18 protein-coding genes and 1 tRNA gene are annotated in these 22,478 nt (G+C 47.0%); 9 read left to right on the plus strand and 10 right to left on the minus strand.

What is annotated here, in order from left to right:
* The first annotated feature begins 24 nt into the window (after positions 1 to 24).
* The gene (locus RA156_RS12570) at positions 25 to 996 is read left to right on the plus strand and encodes a D-alanine--D-alanine ligase family protein (RefSeq protein ID WP_306640522.1); all 972 of its coding nucleotides are present in this window, start codon (positions 25 to 27) and stop codon (positions 994 to 996) included.
* Here RA156_RS12570 and RA156_RS12575 read toward each other — a convergent pair.
* From RA156_RS12575 to ruvC, 3 genes are all read right to left on the minus strand, one after another.
* On the minus strand, positions 993 to 1,562 hold the full coding sequence (locus RA156_RS12575) for a hypothetical protein (protein WP_306640524.1): 570 nt from the start codon (positions 1,560 to 1,562) through the stop codon (positions 993 to 995). The two genes, RA156_RS12570 and RA156_RS12575, sit on opposite strands and share 4 nt — an antisense overlap.
* Positions 1,563 to 1,705: 143 nt before the next feature.
* Entirely contained in the window at positions 1,706 to 2,377 is a 672-nt protein-coding gene (locus tag RA156_RS12580; protein WP_306640525.1) for a DUF8737 domain-containing protein, read from the minus strand.
* Positions 2,378 to 2,944, minus strand: a complete 567-nt coding sequence (gene ruvC / locus RA156_RS12585) for a crossover junction endodeoxyribonuclease RuvC (RefSeq protein ID WP_306640526.1) — start codon at positions 2,942 to 2,944, stop codon at positions 2,378 to 2,380.
* On the opposite strand from ruvC, the gene RA156_RS12590 reads away from it, so the two are divergent.
* Genes RA156_RS12590 through RA156_RS12600 form a run of 3 tightly spaced genes read left to right on the plus strand, consistent with a single transcriptional unit; the run spans position 2,939 to position 6,054 of the window.
* Positions 2,939 to 3,928, plus strand: a complete 990-nt coding sequence (locus tag RA156_RS12590) for a lysylphosphatidylglycerol synthase transmembrane domain-containing protein (protein ID WP_306640527.1) — start codon at positions 2,939 to 2,941, stop codon at positions 3,926 to 3,928. The genes ruvC and RA156_RS12590 overlap by 6 nt on opposite strands.
* Positions 3,925 to 4,998 carry a glycosyltransferase gene (locus RA156_RS12595; protein ID WP_306640528.1) on the plus strand — a complete coding sequence of 358 codons (1,074 nt, stop codon included), beginning with the start codon at positions 3,925 to 3,927 and terminating at the stop codon, positions 4,996 to 4,998. Before RA156_RS12590 ends, RA156_RS12595 begins: the two co-directional genes overlap by 4 nt.
* Before the next feature lie 24 nt (positions 4,999 to 5,022).
* Positions 5,023 to 6,054: an ABC transporter permease gene (locus RA156_RS12600; protein WP_306640530.1), complete on the plus strand. Its 1,032-nt coding sequence runs from the start codon at positions 5,023 to 5,025 to the stop codon at positions 6,052 to 6,054.
* Between the two features lie 222 nt (positions 6,055 to 6,276).
* Here the strand turns inward: RA156_RS12600 and RA156_RS12605 are convergent, their stop codons facing one another.
* The 7 genes from RA156_RS12605 to RA156_RS12635 form a co-directional block, all read right to left on the minus strand.
* Positions 6,277 to 8,883 (minus strand): T9SS type A sorting domain-containing protein, encoded by a 2,607-nt coding sequence (locus RA156_RS12605; RefSeq protein WP_306640531.1) that lies wholly within the window; start codon positions 8,881 to 8,883, stop codon positions 6,277 to 6,279.
* Positions 8,880 to 11,498 carry a T9SS type A sorting domain-containing protein gene (locus RA156_RS12610; protein ID WP_306640532.1) on the minus strand — a complete coding sequence of 873 codons (2,619 nt, stop codon included), beginning with the start codon at positions 11,496 to 11,498 and terminating at the stop codon, positions 8,880 to 8,882. Before RA156_RS12610 ends, RA156_RS12605 begins: the two co-directional genes overlap by 4 nt.
* 87 nt (positions 11,499 to 11,585) lie before the next feature.
* Complete coding sequence (locus RA156_RS12615; protein WP_306640533.1) at positions 11,586 to 12,812, minus strand: PP2C family protein-serine/threonine phosphatase; 1,227 nt, start codon at positions 12,810 to 12,812, stop codon at positions 11,586 to 11,588.
* A gap of 15 nt (positions 12,813 to 12,827) precedes the next feature.
* The gene (locus RA156_RS12620; protein WP_306640534.1) at positions 12,828 to 13,757 is read right to left on the minus strand and encodes a UDP-3-O-(3-hydroxymyristoyl)glucosamine N-acyltransferase; all 930 of its coding nucleotides are present in this window, start codon (positions 13,755 to 13,757) and stop codon (positions 12,828 to 12,830) included.
* Between the two features lie 2 nt (positions 13,758 to 13,759).
* Positions 13,760 to 14,326: an elongation factor P gene (gene efp / locus RA156_RS12625; protein ID WP_306640536.1), complete on the minus strand. Its 567-nt coding sequence runs from the start codon at positions 14,324 to 14,326 to the stop codon at positions 13,760 to 13,762.
* A gap of 43 nt (positions 14,327 to 14,369) precedes the next feature.
* Complete coding sequence (locus tag RA156_RS12630) at positions 14,370 to 16,535, minus strand: helix-hairpin-helix domain-containing protein (protein WP_306640537.1); 2,166 nt, start codon at positions 16,533 to 16,535, stop codon at positions 14,370 to 14,372.
* Positions 16,525 to 17,349: a PorV/PorQ family protein gene (locus RA156_RS12635; protein ID WP_306640539.1), complete on the minus strand. Its 825-nt coding sequence runs from the start codon at positions 17,347 to 17,349 to the stop codon at positions 16,525 to 16,527. Before RA156_RS12635 ends, RA156_RS12630 begins: the two co-directional genes overlap by 11 nt.
* A gap of 228 nt (positions 17,350 to 17,577) precedes the next feature.
* Between RA156_RS12635 and RA156_RS12640 the strand changes: the two genes are divergently transcribed.
* From RA156_RS12640 to tig, 5 genes are all read left to right on the plus strand, one after another.
* Positions 17,578 to 18,960, plus strand: coding sequence for a carboxypeptidase-like regulatory domain-containing protein (locus RA156_RS12640; protein ID WP_306640541.1), 1,383 nt, complete (start codon positions 17,578 to 17,580; stop codon positions 18,958 to 18,960).
* 328 nt (positions 18,961 to 19,288) lie between these two features.
* A complete protein-coding gene (locus tag RA156_RS12645) occupies positions 19,289 to 19,852 on the plus strand; it encodes an RNA polymerase sigma factor (protein ID WP_306640542.1) in 564 nt (187 codons plus the stop codon).
* Positions 19,853 to 19,864: 12 nt separating this feature from the next.
* Positions 19,865 to 20,722 (plus strand): hypothetical protein, encoded by an 858-nt coding sequence (locus tag RA156_RS12650; protein WP_306640544.1) that lies wholly within the window; start codon positions 19,865 to 19,867, stop codon positions 20,720 to 20,722.
* Between the two features lie 150 nt (positions 20,723 to 20,872).
* Positions 20,873 to 20,957: transfer RNA gene (locus RA156_RS12655), tRNA-Leu, on the plus strand.
* 67 nt (positions 20,958 to 21,024) lie between these two features.
* On the plus strand, positions 21,025 to 22,383 hold the full coding sequence (gene tig, locus RA156_RS12660; RefSeq protein WP_306640546.1) for a trigger factor: 1,359 nt from the start codon (positions 21,025 to 21,027) through the stop codon (positions 22,381 to 22,383).
* Positions 22,384 to 22,478: the final 95 nt, after the last annotated feature.

The raw sequence follows: 22,478 nt of genomic DNA on the forward strand, positions 1-22,478 counted from the left end.
AGTACTTTCACATGGAATTCGATTATGAAGAAAAAGGTCGCTGTATTAACCGGTGGGTTTTCCGGAGAAGCTGTCATCGCTGAGCGAAGCGCAGCTATGGTTATGAATAACATTGATCGGGATCGCTATGAACCGGTCTTGTACCGCATTACCGAAAATGACTGGCACGCTGAATTGGGAGATCTGAAGCACCCCATCGATAAGAACGACTTCAGCGTGACTGCAGGCAATGAGACCTTTCATCCCGACCTCGCTTTTGTCATGATCCATGGTGACCCAGGCGAAAACGGCATCCTCCAGGGTTACTTTGAATTGCTAGGATTGCCCTACACCACTGGTGATGTGTTAAACATGTCGATCACCTTTAGCAAGTCAGCAACAGTGCGTCAACTACGTCAGCTCGGCTACGCCGTGGCAAAAGGGGTCGTTTTGGAAAAAGGACAAGCCCATACTCCAACTCAGATTGTAGATGATCTCGGCCTACCGCTATTCGTTAAGCCAAATGAAGGCGGGTCGAGTATTGGGATGTCTAAAGTGAGCACGTTAGCGGAGTTGCAACCAGCTATTGATGGTGCATTTGAAGAAGATGACCAGGTACTCGTAGAGCAGTTTCTTGAAGGAAGAGAAGTGACCTGCGGGGTTATTCCTTGGGAAGGCGGATTGAAGGCTCTTCCTGCAACCGAAATCATCACAGGAAATGCGTTCTTCGACTTCGCGGCGAAGTACGAAGGTGAATCACAAGAGATCACTCCCGCTGATGTTCCATCGGAGTGGATGACTTCGGTTCAAACCACCGCAATGAAGATCTACGGAGACCTTCACTGTGGCGGAATGATCCGAGTTGACTTCATGATTGTAGGTAACCAACCCCATGTAATCGAAGTCAACACCGTTCCAGGTTTTTCTGAGGCCTCTATCGTACCTCAGCAGGCAGCTGCCGTTGGTATTTCAAAGACAGAGGTCATCTCTGCCTTGATTGAAAGTGCTTTGTCTTAATCGAGCTCTTGCGCCCAGAATGATCCTTCGATGTGCGTCTGTTGTCCGTTCAAAGTGAAGGTCGCGTCAATCTCTCCTACTACATCGTACACCCCATTCACGGTTGGCTTATCCAGTTCTAGGGTTACGGTTCCTGATGCGTTTTCATCGAAATCATCACAGAAAGGACAGTATAACTCAACAAAGGTGTCGTCCATATCAGAGGAGTATTCAAGTAGGAAAGGGAAGTTGTAGAGTCCGTGCTCTTCTTGAACCTCAGTGCTCCAGTCGGTATCCTGAACCATGTTGTAGCGAAGGAAGAAGGTGTTCCCATCGACAGAGATCCGCAACTGCTTCCAGAAATTGTAATTCAGCAGTTGTCCGCCGTCCCAACCAATCACCGTAGCACCGTTGAGCGAAGCCGTTGACCCATCTGGGTAAGTCACAGTGAAAGAGCTTCCTTCAGGTCCTGTTACTTGTCCTGTAGACGAGCCACTTCCCCCTCCGTAAGAGACGTTTTCTTCTTCTTTTTTACATCCCGCCATAACCAACGTCAAGGCGAATAGGATCAATGCAAAATTCTTCATCGGTTTTAATTTTCGACGAAGGTGAAGGTTCAGCTTGAGTGGGTGAAGTGGGATTGAGTGGTTGGTGGGTTTGAACGAGCAGTTGGCTCGCAGGCTCGCCAGGCCTATGGCTTAAGGCGTAAGGCTTAAGTTCTGTTTACTGCTTACTGCCTACCGCTTACAGTGATCCCTGCGATATGGGTGTACATTACCAGCGGAACCAACAGACCAGGTAAGAGGATGAATGGGAAATAGAGGACTGCTCTGTTTGGCTGATCAAAGGCGAATTGTTGGACAGGTAGTGGGGCAGATAGCGTTGCGTTGACAAATATGAAAGTGACGAATGCGAGTCCGATGGCGTTCCAGAGGCGGAGGGCTTTGGGGCCGACTTTGTTCTTCCAAACTAGGTAAGCCATGATGGGTGCTGAGAGTCCGATCAGGATATCGAAGTTTCTGCCTTCGAAGGTCATGAGTTCGGGAACCCATTCGGCGATAGCCAGTTGAAACAACACCAACTCAACCAGAATGCGGACAGAATGCAAGGCGGTGCTATAAACAGGGTTCACTTCTGTGACCATGAACGACCTTGTTCTCTTCGAAATAGCGCTGAAGACAAAGAGGAACATTGGTGCCATCAAGAAGACGACGCGCGGAGGCATGGCGGTTTCATTGGTGTAGAAACCTGTGGCTGAGACGATGGTTTGGACGAACAACCAGAGGTAGAGCACGATTCGCGCTTTCATTGGAGTACCGTGGGCTTTGAAGAAGACTTGAAGGGTGACCACAACCATGGCCAAAAATCCTATTTGCATCCAACTTTCAACGCCTGGTAACATCTACTTTGATTTTTTGGTTCGGCTTGGATTGTCTTTGATGTAAGCTTTCCAGCCGCTATAGCTTTTACCTAATTGAGGAGAGCTGCTCTGGAAATGATGACACAACGCAGCTGCTAGTCCGTCAGTAGCATCAAGCTCCTTGGGGAGATTCTCTTTCGGAATCTTCAATACAGAACACAGCATGGCAGCTACCTGCTCCTTGCTAGCCGCACCATTACCGGTGATGGCCTGTTTGATCTTCCGTGGGGCATATTCCGTCACTGGAATTTGGCGACTTAAGGCCGCCGCCAACGCTACTCCTTGCGCTCTTCCCAGCTTCAGCATGGATTGGACGTTTTGTCCGAAAAACGGTGCTTCTGCCGCTACCTCATCCGGATGAAATTCGTCGATCAGCGAAACACAACGATCAAAGATACGCTGCAACTTCAAGGCGTGATCATCGATCTTAGATAGTCGAATCACCCCCATCGTTAGCAGTTCAGGCTTCTTCCCTACCACGCGGATCATGCCGTATCCCATGATCGTGGTTCCCGGGTCAATGCCCATAATTATCTTTTCAGGTTGCAAAGAGGTACTTTTGATACGATCAAAGTTAACCAATTGACCAAAGGATCACCTTACCTCTTTCGGCTCTTTCAACTGATTGTCTTGTCACTGGCGGCGTACTTCCTTTACGACCGCCTGAAGGGTCAATTGTCGTTTGATGATTTGCGCTTACGCGGAACGCCCGCTGCGCTGGCTTTGGCGATTGCTTTGATGCCATTAAACTGGGGACTCGAAGCCTTTAAATGGAAGCGTCTCACCAAAGATTTCGCGGCTCTTTCGCTAGGAAAATCATTCAAAAGTGTGTGGATCGGCACCTTCTACACCCTCTTCACCCCCAACCGAATTGGCGACGGTGCAGGTCGGATGCATTTAATTCCAAAAGGCAATAAAACGCGATCTACCTGGGCCTTTTTAAATGGCAGTGTTGCTCAAACCTTGACCACTTTGCTTTTTGGTTCGATTGCACTCGCTATCGCGGAATCGTTCATCACTGACAGCGAAATGGGCTGGTGGTCTACCGCTCAAATCATCGCCATTCCCGTGTGGATTCTGACTGTGATTGTACTTCTTCTTTATGTGGAACCAGGTTGGCTCCGCATCATCAAAGAACTCGTCAAAGAAGGCACATGGGTGGGTCAACGCGTAGCAACCCTCCAAGCCTATACCCGAAGACAAAACGCATGGACTCTCCTACTCTCGGTCGTGAGATACGCCACCTTCACCTTTCAGTTTGTCTTGGTTTTTGAAGCATTCGGGTTCCAAGGAGAAACCTATGAGCTTGTTGCGAGGATATCTCTCGTTTATTTGGCCACGACGATTATCCCAACTGTCGCCCTGGCTGAATTAGGTATTCGTGAATCCATGGCAATCCTGATGATACCCGCTGTAGGCATTCCTCCAGAAATATGTTTCTCGGTCACCTTGATTGTTTGGTTCATCAACGTCCTTACTCCAGCCTTAATCGGAGCAATCTTCTTCTCGCAACTTAAATCTGCACAAGAATGATGTTCTGGATTCTCATGGTTTGTCTGCTAATTGGCCTTTACGCCATGGTTGTGATTTGGATGTCGATCTGGCCCAATGAAAAGACCCGCTACAATGCAGATCGCGTGAAGCCAGTTTCGGTCGTTATCCCCTGCAAAAACGAGGCACAGAACTTGACTCGACTCCTTCCTCTCCTCGTCAATAAAGGGGCTGAGATTATTGTGGTTGATGATCATAGTGATGATGGTACTTTCGCTAGCGCGGAATCGCTCAGAGTGAAAGCCATCAAAAACCACGGAAGAGGAAAGAAGGCCGCAATTAAGTCTGGCATTGAATCCGCCGAAGGCGAGATTATTCTCACCCTAGATGCAGACATCTTCATCTCCGAGAACTGGCTACAACTAGCCATTCAAGAGATCCAACAACAATCAGCAGCCTGTTATATCATCCCGGTTTTGATTAAGCCACTGGCTTTTCGTCCGTTCAAACTCCTAGGCAATCTCATCGAGATCTTTGACAGCATTGACATGCTCGGTCTCGCCAACACAACCCGTGCCTTTGCCAGCATCCAACACCCGATCATGGCCAACGGCGCTGCGTTAGCATTCACCAAAGACCTTTACAACGCCGCAGAAGCTCACCTCCGAACCGACATTGCCAGCGGTGATGACACCTTCCTTGTCCAGTATGCAGCCTTGAACAAACAACCCGTGGTCTATCTCCACAACCAAGATCTTCAGGTAGGTGTCCGTTCAGAACGAAACCTAGGCCGATTCCTAAAACAACGTATTCGTTGGGGACAAAAAACGAGCGCATATCCAAGTTGGCGTGCGAAAGGTTTAGCTTGGTTGATCTTCCTAACCAACCTCGTCACCATTCCTCTTCTCTATCAAGGGCTCATCGAATTTGAGCGTTGGGCTTTAATGGCCTTATTCTGTCGATTTGCAATAGACTTGACCTTCCTAATATCGGGTGTGGTTCGCTATAGAAAATGGCAACTACTGCTTTGGTATGGGATGCTCCTCTTCTATCCATTCTACATCGTCATCACCGCCCTTGCAGGATTTGTTTATCGTCCGAAATGGAAATAAACACGAACCCCTTACCTTCGAATCGTGAACCCAAGAAAGGAGAAATGGCAACGCTTTAAGCAGAATCGTCCCGCCCTAGCGGGAGCGGTCTTCATCATCATGATGATTGTTGTCGCCATTGGTGGTCCTTTTTTACGTCCTGACCCTACCCCAGACGCTAACAGCCAAGAGCTCTCGATCTCACGTCAAAAACCAGGATTCACGGTGACTATGCTTCGCACGCCACAAACCGTCGACAACCCCGGCATCTTCACATCCCTCTGGGAAGGTGGATACGCCAGAGACTATGCTCAACGTCCGGTTTCAGAGTACAACGCACAAGGCTTCACCCCATTCAACGAAGAACAAGTTCAAACCATCCCTACCGATGCTGAATTTGTAGAAGAAACCTTCCTTCTTGGAACAGACAAGTATGGAAGAGACTTATTAAGTCGCTTAATGGCGGGCACGTCCATTTCATTAAGTGTCGGTTTCATCGCGGTCTTAATCTCCTTACTCATTGGCGTCTTACTTGGTGCCCTCGCTGGTTATTTCGGAGGTCGCATTGACGCGCTGATTTCGTGGTTGATCAATGTGATCTGGAGCATCCCTACCCTGCTTATGGTGATCGCCATCACCTTGGCCTTTGGAAAAGGGTTCTGGCAGGTATTCATCGCTGTGGGTTTAACCATGTGGGTTGAAGTAGCACGTATTGTACGCGGTCAATTCCTCAGCATCCGAGAGAAGGAATACGTAGAGGCAGCCCGTGCTTTGGGCTATGGTCACTGGCGCATCATTCGAAAGCACATCTTACCCAATGCATGGGGACCAGTGATTGTGATTAGCGCCGCGAATTTCGCCAGTGCGATTCTGATTGAAGCAGGTCTAAGCTTCTTGGGTATCGGTGCTCAAATTCCCACACCGAGCTGGGGGAACATGATCAAGGAGCACTATAGTATGATCACTACTGACTTGGCTTATTTGGCCATTCTCCCTGGTGTGATGATCATGTTGCTCGTATTGAGCTTTATGATGGTTGGAAACGGCCTCCGCGACGCCCTCGACGTGCGTTCGTAAAGTTTTGTCCGACGTCTATAAAAACACCATTGACAAGCCAAAATAAAGGGTTCATCTTCGGGATGTCGTAGGCGAAGAAACGTCTTATGCTACGGCGGCAAAGTTTAGTTCAGCGACTATAAAGTTGCTATTGACAAGTTCCCCGAACCGCCCGAACTTCGACCTCGGCCGGAGTGAAGGTGGGGGAGGGAGGGCCCGCAGGGCAAAGTGTGTTGGAAGTTCTTATTTCTGGATCACGACACGTTTCGCCACTTGCATCTCACTCAATGTCAACACATAAACCCCATCTCCCAACCCCGAAACATCAATCACACTCTGTCCATTCACCAACTGCCCATTCAACACAAGTCGTCCGGACAAGTCAAATAAAGTGAAAGCACTGTTCACCCCTTCCGCGCTAGCGATAGTCAACATACCTGAAGTAGGGTTGGGGTAAACCTCAAACGATTCGAACTCGATTTCGTCAGTCTCAACATTCAATGGATTTTGCTCCCATTCGCAATCAAAGCTCTGCATATCGAACCAATCTCTGATAACCCCTACCCGTTCATCGAGATTCATGATTTCGCTCCAGAGTTCGTCTTCTTCCGGAAATGCTGAGACGTAGGCAACATCCAAGCAGAGAGTTGAACCCGCATCAAAATTAAACGGAGCAATGGCTCCCAGCATCTGAAGGGCGCTTGGGTTATTTCCAGCTGAAATCTCACTCCAATCACCAGGTTCATTTTCCCAAGGGAAATTGGGATACATGATCGTTGTAGTTACATCCTGATTGACTCCTTCATCAAAACCGTTACCTCCGTAATATATCGGTTGATCATTCTTCCATACCCCATTGAGGTAACCGTAGAATTCTTCTTTTGTATTCGGTCTCCCATTTGCTGCAGAAGAGTTGCCATTAAATCTCATTGCAGTCCGAAGGTCACTATTTAGAAAACAAACACCTTGTGCCGGATGTCTGGTTTCCAATGCGAGGACAATATCACCTTCTGCCTGTTGATTATAACCGTAGTAATAACTCTTTTCAACTGAGGTTCCGACATAATCACTTGGACCATATTCTATCTCAATGTCGCTCATGACACCTACAATGAAGTCTGAGTAATTCCGATCTGATATATTCCTCAACTCCATGTGCGCGAAGGTGGTCAGTTGCAAATCGGGGTCAGGGGAATCAAAAGAGTAGAACTCGGTTATCACTTCCACACCTGCGTTCTGACCGGCCTCAACGTAGCGCTCATCATTGCTTATCTTAAACGCGCTTTGGTCTCCTCGAATCAAAGGATAATCGCCATCCATCGGTTCGTACCACCCATCCCCGTCGACATCCTCAAACGGAAGCAAATGGGTTGATTCATTGAATTCAATTCTTCCGTTGCCAGGATAGGTTAGGATGGAGTTGGAAGGAAAGTAACCCTCATCTTGATAGTGGTTCTGATGGTATTCAATTTCTTCTTTCGACAACAACCAAACACCAAAATATCTCCAAAGGTAATCGCGATCGTAGCTGTCTGATTTGGGGCCATAAGAAACGCGAACATCGCTAGAATCAGATAATTCTAAATAGATGGATGCTCCGACATAAGTCTCTTCTTCAGCTATTCCTCCATACCACAAGGCAGAAGAATACATCAAAAAGAAAGGATCTAATACTGACTGTTCCGGATCCCATGAATTCCAACTGGGGTCTTCTCCGTAAGATTTTTCAAATAAGATGGGTGAGTAATTGGCTCGCGCCGAAATCGTTTCATTTGATAATCGTGTGGCTATTTCACGATGCGGATCGTGCCGATATAAGAGCGAACGATATCTCATGAAGTCGTAGTCATTGTTCCCAACTCCGCCGAAATAGGTAACGCCATCTTTCTCTACGACATTCGTCAATTGGAAGTCTTCAAATCGCTCCCATTCCTCTCCGTCAAAAATATGACTAACGTCGATATTCAAGTCCGCAACAACGTACATTTTACCTCCTGCCACATCTATTTTAGACCGACTAGAAAGCTGACTATAATCGTTGAAAATAGCTTCGAAATTTCCGTCTATCAATTGTGCAATCCCGAATAACGAATCTAGCGTACTGAGGTTGAGCATGAAATCTCCCACCGCGTACAATTCATATTGAAACTGCCTTAAATCGCTTACGGTATTGTCTAATCCATTCCCTACTGCCACCCAATCAGAGTCTTGGAGTTTGGCGATATTATTTACCGCCTCTCCCATATTCGTGAATGCCCCACCTACGTATAGTTCTCCATTGAAGACTTCGATGCTGTACAAAACACTGTCACAGGGACTACCCACCTGCTCCCATTCTTCGTTGATCCACCGATAAACGGCATTTCCCTCCATCCCATTGAAGGTGTTGAAGTTACCTACGACATGAAGAATATCGTCGAATAAGATCATATCGAAGACGTGAAGATCTGTATCCGCACCCAGGTCTTGCCAAGAATTTCCGTCGAAATGAAGTACATCACCTGATTCGTTGAACCGACCACACACATATACTTCATCACCAACTGGGAGTATTTCGTTGGTTCGATCCGAACCCGGAATGTTCAAGGTAAAGGGACAATCAATGGGTAGGTATTCATATCCATTCCATCTCCAAAGAGAAGCTTCATTGCCTTGATAAGACCCTGAAAACCGTCCTGCTATCCAGATATCTTCATCAACTACTTCTAGATCTCTAATTCTGGAGTATCCGGGACCATACTCCTCTTGATTTATGTCGGAACCAAGAGGAATCAAAGGAACAGCGCGCTGGGCAATTGAAAGAGAAGACATTAGGAGAACAGCACATAAAACCGCAACGTGTTTGCTCATGGTTGACTCTTGGAGATGATAACTCTTTGGGCGTTCGAACGCCCATCTACCCTTACAAGATAAACACCTTGTTCGTAAGCCGAAGCATCGAATGTCGCCCTTCCGTTTTGAAGTTGCCCTTGCAACACCACCCTTCCAGATAGATCGTACATGATAAAACTGCTGTTCACCGCTTCCGCGCTAGCGATAGTCAACTGACCTGAAGTAGGGTTTGGATAGAGCGAAACCTCCATGACCGTTATCTCAGCAGATTCCACATTCAACGGGTTCTGAAGCCACTCACAGTTGAAATTCTGCGCATCAAAGAATTGGTTCACAGCGTCAACTCGTTCATCAAGAACCATGATTTCGTTCCATTGCTCATCTGTCTCAGGGAAAGCAGTGACATAGGCGTAATCAAGGCAGAACGTCTCACCATTAGCGAAGTCAAATGGGGCTATAGAGCCAAGAATTCGCCGGTCTGCTGGAGGGTTTCCAGCAGTAATCTCGTTCCAATCATCTGATTCGGCCTCCCATGGGAAATCAGGAAACATAAAATCTGTGGGATTGTCAGGATCTGCTCCTGATACCTCATAAGCTCCATCACCTCCAAAGAGCAACTGCTGGCCGTTTTTCCAGATTCCGTTCAAGTATTGAAAGTAATCTAGAGCAGTGCTAGGATCACCGTTAATTGGGTTACCACCATTGTTATAATACAAGGATTTATGTAGGTCCTGACTTAGGAAAGCAGTCGCCTGAGCAGGCACTTCATTTCCATAGCCAGGTGAAGAGGTAGAAGGTTCATCGTTAGGATCTCCATTGTATCCATAGACATAATTACCTTCTGGGGATGTGCCTACAAAATCATCTACCGGTGTTCCAATATCATGATCGTTGAAAATACCAATGGTAAAATCCTCATAGTCACGACCTGACATGTTCCTGAACTCTGTGTTCACAAAAGTGGTGTATGCTACATTCGGGTCTTCAGAATCAAAAGAGTAAAATTCCGTAATCAACTCTATTCCGGCTTTTTCATCGGCGTTGCCGAATCGCTGGTCGCTATGAATTAAGAAGACACTTTGATCACCACGAATTAACGGATAATCGCCATCCATCGGCTCATACCATCCATCACTATCTACATCAACGAAAGGCAGTAAGTGCTCAGATTCTCCGAATTCAACACGTCCGTTACCCGGGTATGACATTATAGCTCCAAGTGGCTGATATCCATTGTCATTCACGTGTTGAATGTGATACTCAATTTCTTCTTGAGTTACTGACCAAATGCCAAAGTATCGCTCTAAATACTCTACATCATAGCTGTCTGAAATAGGCCCGTACGAGACCTTTATATCATCCTCACCATCGATATTGATAAACTTGGATGCACACAAGAACAATTCATCTTCGTTCAGCCCTCCATACCACAAACCGCTGGAGAAAATCGTAGACACCGGATTTTCGAATGCAAGACCATTATTCACTAAAGTCTCATAACCCGCCAAACTCCAAAATTTCTGAAAGTGAGCTGATTGGAAACTCAGGTATGGACTTAAAACACCATTGTCTAATCGCAACGTGGCAGCGCGATGAGGATCATGAACATACAAGGTCGATCGATATCCCAAATCCGTTTCAGACTGGTGGTATCCTGAGAAGAAAAGCCGTCCTTCGAAAATCTGAGCACTTTGGATACTCATTGGCATAAAGTCTTCGATGCTTTCACCCGAGACAATGATGCTCCCTTCACTTTCTTCATGTGAACTTAAAATGAGCTGATCCCCAACTTGAATCATTCGCCCCCAATTTGGAGCAAGACCTGTGTCACCAAGGAAAGGTTGAAAACCATCATCCGTGACAATTGCCGTCCCATTGAGTTCGGTTGTTCCGTCTCCATTCGACATAAACTGACCGCAAACGACCAGGTTTCCGTTGTAGACCTCCAATCCTTCGACACCATCAGAAAGTCCTGTACCTATGGGAACCCATTCCTCTTCTACGAGCTTCATCACTTGGCTCTCTGCTCCAAAGCTCATTGTGATATAGAGTTCGTCTTGGAAAACCTCAATGTGTTCTACAGAATCATCGATGAGTTGATCTCCAACCGGAACCCATGCTTCTCCATCGTATTTGTATACATAGTTGCCTTCGACACCATTAAACACATCAAACCTACCCACGACGAATAATTCTCCATTAAACAAGACGGCGTCGAGTAATCGGTCATCGGTATTCGCGTCCAAATCAATCCAATCTCCGTTCAATCGCTGGAGCACCTCTCCTGAGCCATTGAACCTCCCAATGAGGTAAATAACATCTTGCTCCTCAATAATCTTATAAACCCGGGAAGTCGACTCTGTATCCGTTGTAAATGGGCAGTCAAGAGGCGCATAATCCACTCCGTCCCATACCCAAAGTGATGAATATATTCCCTGATAGGATGTCCATCTAGTGGCTAACCAAAGGTCACCATCAACTTCTTCTAAATCGAAAGAACCTAGCGAGTTATTGACATGTGGCCCGTGATCTATTTGATTAATATCTGCACCCTCCGGCAACACCGGCATAGCGCGTTGCGCAGATAAAACAATGGGGTACGACAATAGGAAAATGAATAGAAGTCTCTTCATAGCTGTAGTTTCCATTTAAACTACAACCGTTTTTACACCGGTGCTAATTACTGGGGTTCAATAAGATTGATAAATCTACAGGTCTAATCAAAGAAACTTACACGTCAACAAAGCCGTGTCATCTACAAACGGCTCATCACCGCGGAAGTCATTGAAAGACTTCAAAATATGGACGTTCACCAATTCCGCGTTAGCGTTGATATGCTCACGACCTAAAGTGGTCAAACGCTCAATTCCGAACTCTTCTTGCGCACTGTTTTCTTGCTCTACCAAGCCATCTGTGTAACAGATCACCATCGAACCGGGATCTAGAGTTAACTGTCCCTCTTGAATGCGCGGAATCTCTTCGAACATCCCCAATCCAATAGATCCCAGCGAAAGCTGTTCTGCTTGTCCGTTCGGGTGGATCAACACAGGTGGGTTATGACCACAATTGATGTAATTCAACTTGCGGGTCGTACGATCGAAGGTCCCGATAAACAGAGTAATGTACTTCTCGCCCATGGCGCTCGACATCACACGCTCATTCAGGTTGTGAACGACCTCTTGCAAGCCAAGATCCATGTACTTGAAAATGGCCATGAGGTAGGCCTGGAAGTTCGACATCAAAAAGGCTGCACTCACTCCTTTTCCAGACACATCAGCGGTACAGAACATCACACGACCATCTTTCAATTCAATGAAGTCGTAATAATCTCCTCCCACCTGCTGGTGAGGTTTGTACACCGCAGACACATCGAAGTGCTCGTCTTGAGGCAAACTATTAGGCACCAACAAACTCTGCATTTCTGCCGCGAGCTCTAACTCCTTGCTGATTCGCGCTTGACGCAGGTTTTCCTCAGCCAAACGCTTGTTCTGAATCGCAACCAAGACCACATTGGTAATGGTCTGAATGAACTTCATGTGCTTGATGACCGGACTGGTCCCCACCTTGTCTTCTTCCTTATCTCCTACCAAGATGTAAGCAATAGGAATATCATCGTTGGTCACGGGAATCACGACATCAAACGACTCCGTTCCTCCACGGGCCAATCCGAATGTCATTCCACTGGTCGACTGAAATGCTGCGGTATCTTCTACATCAGGTGGATCACCTTCGACACCGAATTGCAGAATTGCATGCCACTTGCCTTGATGCGCATAGAGCACCAATTTCTCAATGCCAAGATCTTTCTCTAGGATACGACGATAAAGGTCGAGCAATACATCAACCGTGCAGTTGCTGTTGATCGTGTGTGTGATCTCCAACAACGCGTCTACCTTGAAATCTTTTAATTGAAGTCGCTTATTTCGCGATCTGCTTTTTTCAGCCATAGTACTGCACCGAAGTTAGCGCAATTTCTTCACGAGTTCAGGGATCTTTCTGATCATCGCCAACTCTCTGAATTTGTGGCGAGCTTCCTCCGCCGGACTACCAAAATAGGTCACTCCGCCTTCGAGGTCTTTGGTTACTCCACTCTGTCCGAGAACAACCGCACCCTTGCCTATCGTAAGATCGCTAGGTACTCCTACTTGTCCCCAAAGTGTTACCTCATCCTCTATCTGAACACATCCAGCAATTCCCACCTGAGCGGCGAACAGACAATGCTGTCCTACCAAGGTATCATGACCGATGTGTACTTGATTATCGAGTTTTGAACCACTTCCTACGCGGGTCACAGCTGAAACGCCTCGGTCAATGGTACATAGCGCACCAATTTCAACCTTGTCTCCGAGCTCTACTCCACCGCAGGTGTGCATCTTGTCATATCCTTCTGGACGACGCTTGTAGTAAAATGCATCACCCCCGATGACGGTATTTGCATGGATGATGCAATCGTCTCCGATAACGACATCGTTGCTAATGACTACCCCTGCTCCAATCACCGTTCGTTCGCCAATCACAACACGTTCTCCAATCACAGCCGTGCTATGAATCTGCGCAGAAGCAGCGATGGCTTGTTGCTTACCGCGAAGGTCAGTAGAGAAGTTGTTCGGACGATAATGACGTGCGAGCTTGTTGTAGTCACGGAAAGGGTCGTCTGAGATCAGCAACCCCTTTCCTTCAGGCACTTCCACCTCCTTATTGATGAGCACGGTAGTTGCGGCGCATTCCAAGGCTTTGTCGTAATACTTCGGATGGTCTACAAAGACCAAGTCTCCCTTTTCTACGCGGTGAATTTCATTCAAGCCTGTGACTTGATGATCAGGATCACCGAGAAAGGAAAGCCCAAGTAGCTGAGCCAGCTCCTCAAGACGAATTGCTTCGGGAAATTGCATGCTTACTTTTTCACGCGCTCGGTGTACTCACCTGTGCGCGTATCCACTTTGATCCAATCACCAGTGTCAACAAACAAAGGCACGCGTACCTCAACACCTGTATCAGTAGTAGCCGGCTTTAATGTGTTTGTTGCAGTATCTCCTTTGATTCCAGGCTCTGTGTATGTAATCTCCGTTTCAATGTGTGAAGGTAGATCACAAGAAAGCACTGACTCCTCTTCTGCGTGGAACATTACCTGACAGATCAAACCGTCTTTCAAGAACTGAGGAGCGTTGATTTGGTGCTTCGCAATCTGCACTTGCTCGTATGTCTCATTGTTCATGAAGTGGTAACCCATTTCATCGTTGTAGAGGTACTGGTAATTACGTGTTTCGATTCGCACCGGTTCGATCTTCGCACTCGCGTTGAAGGTGTTGTCAACCACTTTTCCGTTGTTGAGGTTCTTCAATTTCGTGCGGACGAACGCCGCTCCTTTTCCTGGTTTAACGTGTAGAAATTCTACTACTACCCATAGATCGCCGTTGTGCTTAATGCACAATCCGTTGCGGAATTCAGATGTATTTGCCATCGTAATTTTCGTTGTATTCCTGCAAAAATAGAAAATCGAAGCACTAGAAGCGCAGGCGCAACTGTGCTCGGAATTCACTCTTCGTATTCCCGTTGATTTCGTTCAGTCCGCTATTGATGACATCGCGGTCTGTGTACAACCACTGCGCATAGCGCAACCAGAGCTCCACGCCTTTCTTAATGCGGATTTTACTAATCGCGTAGAATCGCGAGCCCCTGTTGAAATAGGCAGGAATGCTGAAGAAGTAGAGTACGTCGTTCTCATAGGCGTACAAACGCGCATTGTAAGAATCAGTATCGAACAATGCATAACGCAAGGTCAGGTTGGCCGGGAACATCACCTTTCGGAAGACGATATCTTGATACAATAAGAATCCATTCTCGGCCGGATTTCCTTCCAATTGATAGCGCGTGAATTCAACTCGCGTCTTCAATTTCACATTCTCATGCACCTGATATGCTGCGTGCACGCGGAAGAAATGTTGTTCCCAAGGAACCGGCTGATCAATCGGAGAATCGATGATGTTGTTGCGGTCTTTGTTTCGCTTTCGCCAACGGACATAAAACTCACTTTTCCGACTAGGCTTATGCGTTAATTGTAGTAGGTATTCATGTCCGGATGATGGTGCATCTACCAAGAAACTCAACCATTGCGATCTAAAGTGATCGGCGTAACCTGAGACCTTCCATTTTCTTGCTGGGGTGAACTCCATTCCTAGGTAGAGACCTTGTTCGTTAATCGGTCTGCTTCGTTCCGCGAAAGCGTTGGCATACAAGCTTTGAAAATCGCGGTCAAAGTGACGATGCAAGGCCACAATAGAGAGCTTCGGATCAAGCGCAATCAACACTCCATTCACGAATCCCACTCCTCCGTTCTGGCTCATGCTAGCTTCACCGAAGAAGTTCATGTTGCGCAGCACCAAGTTGTAATCGACACCGGCAACAAGATTCTCGTTATCGCTAAACTCAAATTGATTGTAGAGTTGAAGATTCCGCTCCAAATTCGCATCCCACTGCGAACGCATGGCAGTCAACCCAACGGAGAGCTTACGACTCTTGTAAGCTAAATTTCCTCCAATATGGCGTTCGCGAATCGCGTCTTTATCGAACAGCTCGGCGTTGGTGCGATGAAAACCACTCAACTGAAACGAGCTCACACTCACCTGCTGATCTAGACCAGTATCAGAGGTATCCGCAATCGAAACGATGTTGGCATCAATCTTCTTATCGCTGTATAAGAGCGTCAGTTCAAATTTGCCTGCGCCTAGTGTGACTGCGCTACCGCGGAAAAAGAGGTTTTCGTCTACTGCGGTATAAGGTCTAATCCCTAGCGGGGAACGCTTCGCTGAAGCTATGAATGGTGACTTACCAAATCCAAGACCTGACCACAGCGTAAGCCCTTGTCCGAATTGTGCTTGATAGTCACCGACCACTGCTTTTCGCAGCCATCCTTTGTCTTCGTAGTAGGCATGTGCACTGTAGAAATCGAAGCCGTTCTTCTGCGTTCCTTGGAAGAACTCCTCCCCAGCATCCTTCTCCGCGGTGAAACCAATACTGAGGTTGTTACGGTAACGGAATCGATAGCGCGCATAGAGTTTATCAGGTGAACCTAAGAATCGGCGGTTCGGATTCTCAGCTAGTTCTTCTTCGCTGATGGGCGCGAAGCCCTCTTGTTCTTCCAGCACGCGTGTGTAACGAAGGAATAAATCATGGCTTCCTTCTTCCAAAACGTCCTTGATAGTCCAACGCTGAAAATCTAGCGGCGCGTCTACTTTAATGAAAGGAAGCAAAAGGTAAATCGTTGTTTGATCCCAACCATCAATCGCCTGCAATTCATAGATCTCACGAAGTGGACCATTCTTAGCAATGTGTAGCTCAAGGTTATTGATCTGCACATCCGTCAACAAGTACAATTGACGCAGATCAGCTGCCGTTGCCTTATTCAAATTCAAGGGACGTTCGAGGTAGTAATCTAAGACATCAAAGAGGGTGGTGTAGTCAAGTTCTACTTCTTCATCCAGTCCTTCAACGATGGCTTCGATGCGCTGTTCGATCATGCGCTGTCTTACCAAAGGGTCGTCTTGTTGCGCTAACGCGGAAACGCTCACACCAAAAAACAAAAGCAGGAAAATCAACCTGATCATACTAAGCGCCAAAGGCGCACTAATCACGCTATCCGCCTGAGGCGGACTAATCATGCTATTTCCCATGATAAGTGAAAGATAGCTGAGGAGAATATCCTAACACCTCATTATAACCAGCCGAGATATCGAGTTGCAATGCTCCAAGACGGTAGCCTGCTCCGAATGCGAATCGAGATGGTGCCCCTGAAACTCCACCTCGGAGGAAGAGATTTTCAATCAGCTCGTACTCCAACCCAATCGCCAACGACGGATCGTAATCGATGTGCTTTCTCACCTCTCCACGAATAGCCACCCTTTCTGAGAAAAGGTAACTCGCTCCTGCTCGCAACACCACCGGCAAACGTTCATCATTAAACTCAGCCAATGCAGCACGCACAGGGTTAAACACGTGGAAAGCGATTTCAATTTTCTCAGAAGCTTGGTAGATCGCTCCTCCTTGAAATGTGAATGAAGAAGAACTCCCATAGCTCCCTCCAAGAAAGATTCCGATGTAATCAAACTGGACGCCAACATCCAGCTTCTCCCCCAAGGTTCTCGCATAAGCCAATCCCACTCGCTGCTCACGATAAGCCGTATAACCGTATCGTACGTATGATAGCCCGAACACGCCACCTGCCGCTGGAATGGCCGCACCGAAACCGGCAGTACTCAATTCTTGAAGTGAAAATCTCGATTGATAAAAGGCCCCACCACCAATAGATTCCATACGCGCAATACCCGCTTGGTTATGGAATAGAGACCACGTTCCATCCATGGTCACCGTAGCATTTCCCATTCCCTGTGCACGTGCACCGTACTCAAGGGGCTCACCACTGCTCTGTGCGAAAGACATCACATTGAACAGACAAAAAACAAGGGTTAAGGCTAGGGCGTTTTTCATCGTTCACGAAGATAAGTTCTTCCTGTGGAAATCGACATATCGATAAACAAGAATCGATAACTAGGTGCTTACGTGTGGTGCGTAGTTCGTGGTTCGTGGTTCGTGGTTCAAACCTATTCCATTCCACGTTCCGCAATCCGCGATCCACTTTTATGGAATTCATCAACCAAGTGCATCTAATCAACAAACCCCACGAACCACGCACTACGAACCACCAACCAACCACAGATGAATCCCGAAATCAACCACCTCAAATGCCCAGAATCCTTCGCAGATATGAAGGAAGGAAGTTTCGGTCGCCATTGCACCAGTTGTCAAACACCAGTGGTAGATGTGACTGATAAAAGTTGGGATGAGATCTATGCTATGCGACTGAAGCACGGAGATCATTTCTGTGGTGCGTTTACCGATGATCAGTTCAGAGACATTGCGCGTTTTCGTCGGCCGATTTCGTACGACCTGAAGAAGGGATTTATCATGACCTCTATCTTCCTGGCCTTAGGCGCGCAGTTACGTGGTGATCAAGGACTCGGGGATTTTGATCTCTTGAATCACTGTGCTTCGGATAGCGCAGAAGTCAAGCAAGAGTGCACCACACTGGTCGGACGAATCCATAACGACAAAGGAGAGCCGGTGGAAGGAGCGCACATTTGGCTGAAGAGTAACCGCAACGTGAAGGCGGTGACCAACGCCATGGGTGAGTTTGTCTTGCATACAGAAAAGATATCCAAAGACCTCATTGGCGATGTATTGTGGACCCATGCCCCTGGACTGATGAGTCCGGAAATCATCTTGACCGAAGAGAACGTGAAACATGCGCGCTTCATGATTCACATGAAACGTTTGGTTGAAATATCTGAAGCGGTCATTGTCACCAATTCAGAATATAACCGCACAAGTTTAGCAGGGGTACCACCAAAACCACCTTCAAGTTACGGGGGTGTCGTTTCGTTGGAAGCGGAGAAAATGGACCGGAAGAGTGCACGGGAATACCGGAAGAACGAGAGAAAGAATAAAAGGAAGAGTAAGAAGCAAAGACGAAAGGAGAATCGGAGAATGCGGAGGGAGAATCGTCGAGGAGAAGGATTGCAAAATGCCATTCACCTTGATTTCACCTCTGTAAAAGTCCATGAGCAAAAAGCTGTCCCTAACAAAGTCATCACCGGATGTGTGTTCGACGAAACAGGCGAGCCATTGCCATTCGCTAATGTCATTATCCGTGAGTTCAACTTAGGAACTGTCACTGATTTTGATGGAAACTATCGTTTTGAACTCTCCGAAGAAGCAATCAAAGCAGATTCAATCATCGTCGAAGTGAGCTATGTTGGCTACGTCTCGCTAACGCAGACGTTAACAGATTTGGAGGCTGTCAACCAATTAGATTTCAAAATGGACGAAAACAACGCCCATATCTCCGTTGGTGCGGTGGTTTACATTGAACCAACAGTCGCCACGCATATATGTGGAGCTGGCGCAGGCCCAATCGACTTTATTGAGGGTAACTTTCTACTGCCGCAACCGGCTACCATCCCAGCCAAAGCAATGACCGACTTCAAAGAGTTCAAAGAAGAACAATACCGCAGCTTCATGCGCCAGTCTCTCTATAGATAGGCTAAAACACATTGCCGTTCGTCCCCAAGGCAACAAACGGATGCATTAAGGACTCTCGAAATGGAAGGAGAGTCCACGCATCCGTTAAGTAGACAAGAGACCAAGGAAGAATAAATAATGAATTATAAATAGTGATTAATGAATTTGGGGCATTCGTAATTCATGATTCAAAATTCACCGCGTTCCGCAATCCGCGTTCCGCCTTCCTCGTTCCACATTCCACGATCAACGTTCCACGAACCACGCACCACGCACCACGCACCACGCACCACCTACTTAATTTTTTTTGTGTTGTAACCTTTCTCCTTTTTGTGCGACCTTGTATTTGATGAGCACACCAACCACATCGAAACAGAGTGACTTCATGAAGGTTTACGAGCCTTTGCATGATGGATTTGTTCGGTTTTGTAGCGCTAGAAGTTATGGCGTGATTGAGACTGATGATCTCGTGCAAGAGACGATCCTCGTGGCCTTTGAGAAGTTCGAAACGATTCGAGACAAAAAAGCCTTGCTCGCCTTTATGATGCGAACGGCTTCGAATATCGTGGCAAGCAAAGCACGGAGATTGAAATTCCGTGGTTACTACGATGAAGAGGCCTTTGAACGATTGAAAGGCGTAGCTCCTTCTGCCGATATCGCTGCAGACATCCACATTCTCTACCAATCATTGCGCAAGCTTCCGAATGATATGCGGGAAGCGATTGAATTGTTTGAGATCGTTGGGTTCTCCATTAAAGAGATCGCAGAAATGCAAGATGCGAGCGAAAGCGCTGTGAAAGTTCGTCTTCACCGTGCACGCAAGAAGTTGAAAGAAGAACTCGCCCCGGTGAGTTCGCTTGAACAGGTGACCGCCTCACTGGCTATCCTGATCGGGTTGGGAAGTTTATCATAAAAACGAATTAAGATGCAAGTCGACATAGACCCTTTGTTCCAACATGTCCGGAAGCTTCCGCCAGAAGTTTCGTTAGAGCAAGTACAAGGGTATTTGGCCACCCCGGGCATTCCTGCAGGATCCAATTCATGGTATCACACATTAAAATTTAAGATGATGATCGGATTGATCCTGGGAGCAGCAGCATTGTTGTTGCTTCCATCACAACACAACGAGATTGGTGCTGTAGAGCCCGAACTCACCCCTGCTGTAAACCGCGTTGCTACTGTTGATCCTATTACACCGATCCAGGCGCAGCCACTCTCCTCTGCCACCCCACCAACGGAACCAACTTATCAGGAACCGGAGATAAAAGAAACCCCGCTCATGGTTTCTATGGAAGAAGAGAAAAAGGAGACGATTCGCTACGGTGAACACAACATTGACCGTAATGAAAACGACTACTGGAATAGCAACCCTGATCTACCTACCTATGATGACGGACTCAATCCGCCATTGTACACTGAACGCAAACTGCCGGTAACGCAAGAGTTTAGCTTCAAGATCAACGCCACAGATGATGAAGACCATATTGGCGCAACGGTAGGTAAAGGACGAGAGTATGACGTGCGCATCTCGCGCAACAAGCTCCGCTATCGTGACGATAAGGTGAAGCACCTCAAACTGGAATTTGCCGTTCCGGGCTGCGGTAGCTGCAACTGGAAAGAATTCAGAACGGTTGATCTCAAGGGCTTCGAGACCTATGAATATGGCTGGAAGATCGACGAGAATGGAAACATGCTGGAATTCTGGGATCGCATTGATAACGGAGAGGTAAGCAGACTAGAGAATCTCACCCATTGCTGCAGTGAAGTAAAGGTGAGAAAGTAACCCGCGCTTCTCTTGTAGAATCATTTGGTTTTCAACGATTTCCCCAATTCCGCGCTAGCGAAAAAGAAAAAATGACCTTTTCTTTCAGAAAGCTTGCAAGGAATAAAGAGAATAACATATCTTTGCAGCCCCAAATTCGTGGGAATTAATGCGGGTGTGGTGAAATTGGTAGACACGCTAGACTTAGGATCTAGTGCCGCGAGGCGTGGGGGTTCGAGTCCCTCCACCCGCACCAAATCGAATCTCAGGAAAAGACGGCAGGCAATTAAGCCTGCCGACTTTTTAAGAAGCAAACCCAACGCATGGAGATCACGCGCAACCAAGTAGACGATCTAAACATCCGATTGTCTATTACCCTAGAGAAAGAAGATTACTTCGACAAGTACGAGTCTTCATTGAAGCAATACCGTAAGCAGGTAAACATGCCAGGATTCCGTCCTGGAAAAGTGCCGCTCGGATTGGTGAAGAAGCAGTACGGTAAAGCCATTCTTGCTGAAGAGCTAAACCGCGTACTGAACGATAAGCTTTACGAGCACATCGTAACAGAGAAGCTCAATGTTCTAGGAAATCCTATTCCGGTTGAGAATGACGACATCCAAGGAGATTGGAATGAGCCAGACAAATTCACTTTCGAATACGAAATGGGATTGGCTCCTGAAATCGACTTGGAGAAGGCGATGAAAAAATTGCCGGTACGCCATACCGTGAAGATCGACAAGAAAATGATGGATACACACGTGACTGACCTTTCACGTCGTCACGGACAAGTTTCTGATGCTGACACAAGTGAAGAGAATGATCTTCTACTTGGAACGATGATCCAACTGGACGAAAACGGTGAGATCCTCGAAGGTGGTATCATGAACGATGCAACCATCACCCTCGATAGCGTTGAAGACAAGAAGACTAAAAAAGCGCTGACTGGCGTGAAGAAAGACGACGAGATCGACGTAGATCCGCACAAGGTTTCTCGTAACCACGATGACCTTGGACGTATGCTGAACATCTCACATGATCAAGTACACGACTTGAAAGGAAACTTCAAATTCCGTGTGAACGAGATCAAGCGTCTGACTCCGCACGAAGTGAATCAAGAGCTTTACGACAAAGTGTTCGGTAAAGACGAAATCAAGGATGAAGAAGAATTCCGCACGAAGCTTGAAGAGCAATTGGCTAGCATGTTCGAGCGTGATTCAATCAACCTTTACAAGCGTCAAATGAGCGAGCACATCATCGACAACCTCGATGTACAGCTTCCTGATGCCTTCCTGAAGCGCTGGATCCAACTTTCAAATGAGAAGCCAGTCACGGCTGAACAGGTGGAAGAAGAGTACCCAAGCTACTCGCGTTTCTTGCTATGGCAATTGGTAGAGGGCAAAGTGGTTGCAGACAAAGAGATTGCTGTGACTCCTGAAGAAATTAAAGATCAAGCGAAAGCAATGATCGGTTCTCAGTACGCTCAATACGGAATGCCACTCGACGAAGAAATGCTTGAAAACTTCGCGAATAACGTACTTGGTGATCAGAATGAGCGCCAGCGTATCAACGACGTTATCAAGGAGAATAAAGTACTCGACGCACTCATGGAGCAAGCGAAAATCAAGGAGAAAGCCGTTTCATACGAAGATTTCCTTGAGCTCGCTAACGAACATTCCCACTAAGGCACGTTAATAAGCCGAGGAATCTTTGTGGCGATCTGCGCTTGTGAAGCTTTAACTTTTCACGGTGGGAATTGTTATCTAATTTCCCACTTAGA

Origin of the sequence: Sanyastnella coralliicola (assembly GCF_030845195.1) — a bacterium.
GTDB classification, from domain to species: domain Bacteria; phylum Bacteroidota; class Bacteroidia; order Flavobacteriales_D; family Sanyastnellaceae; genus Sanyastnella; species Sanyastnella coralliicola.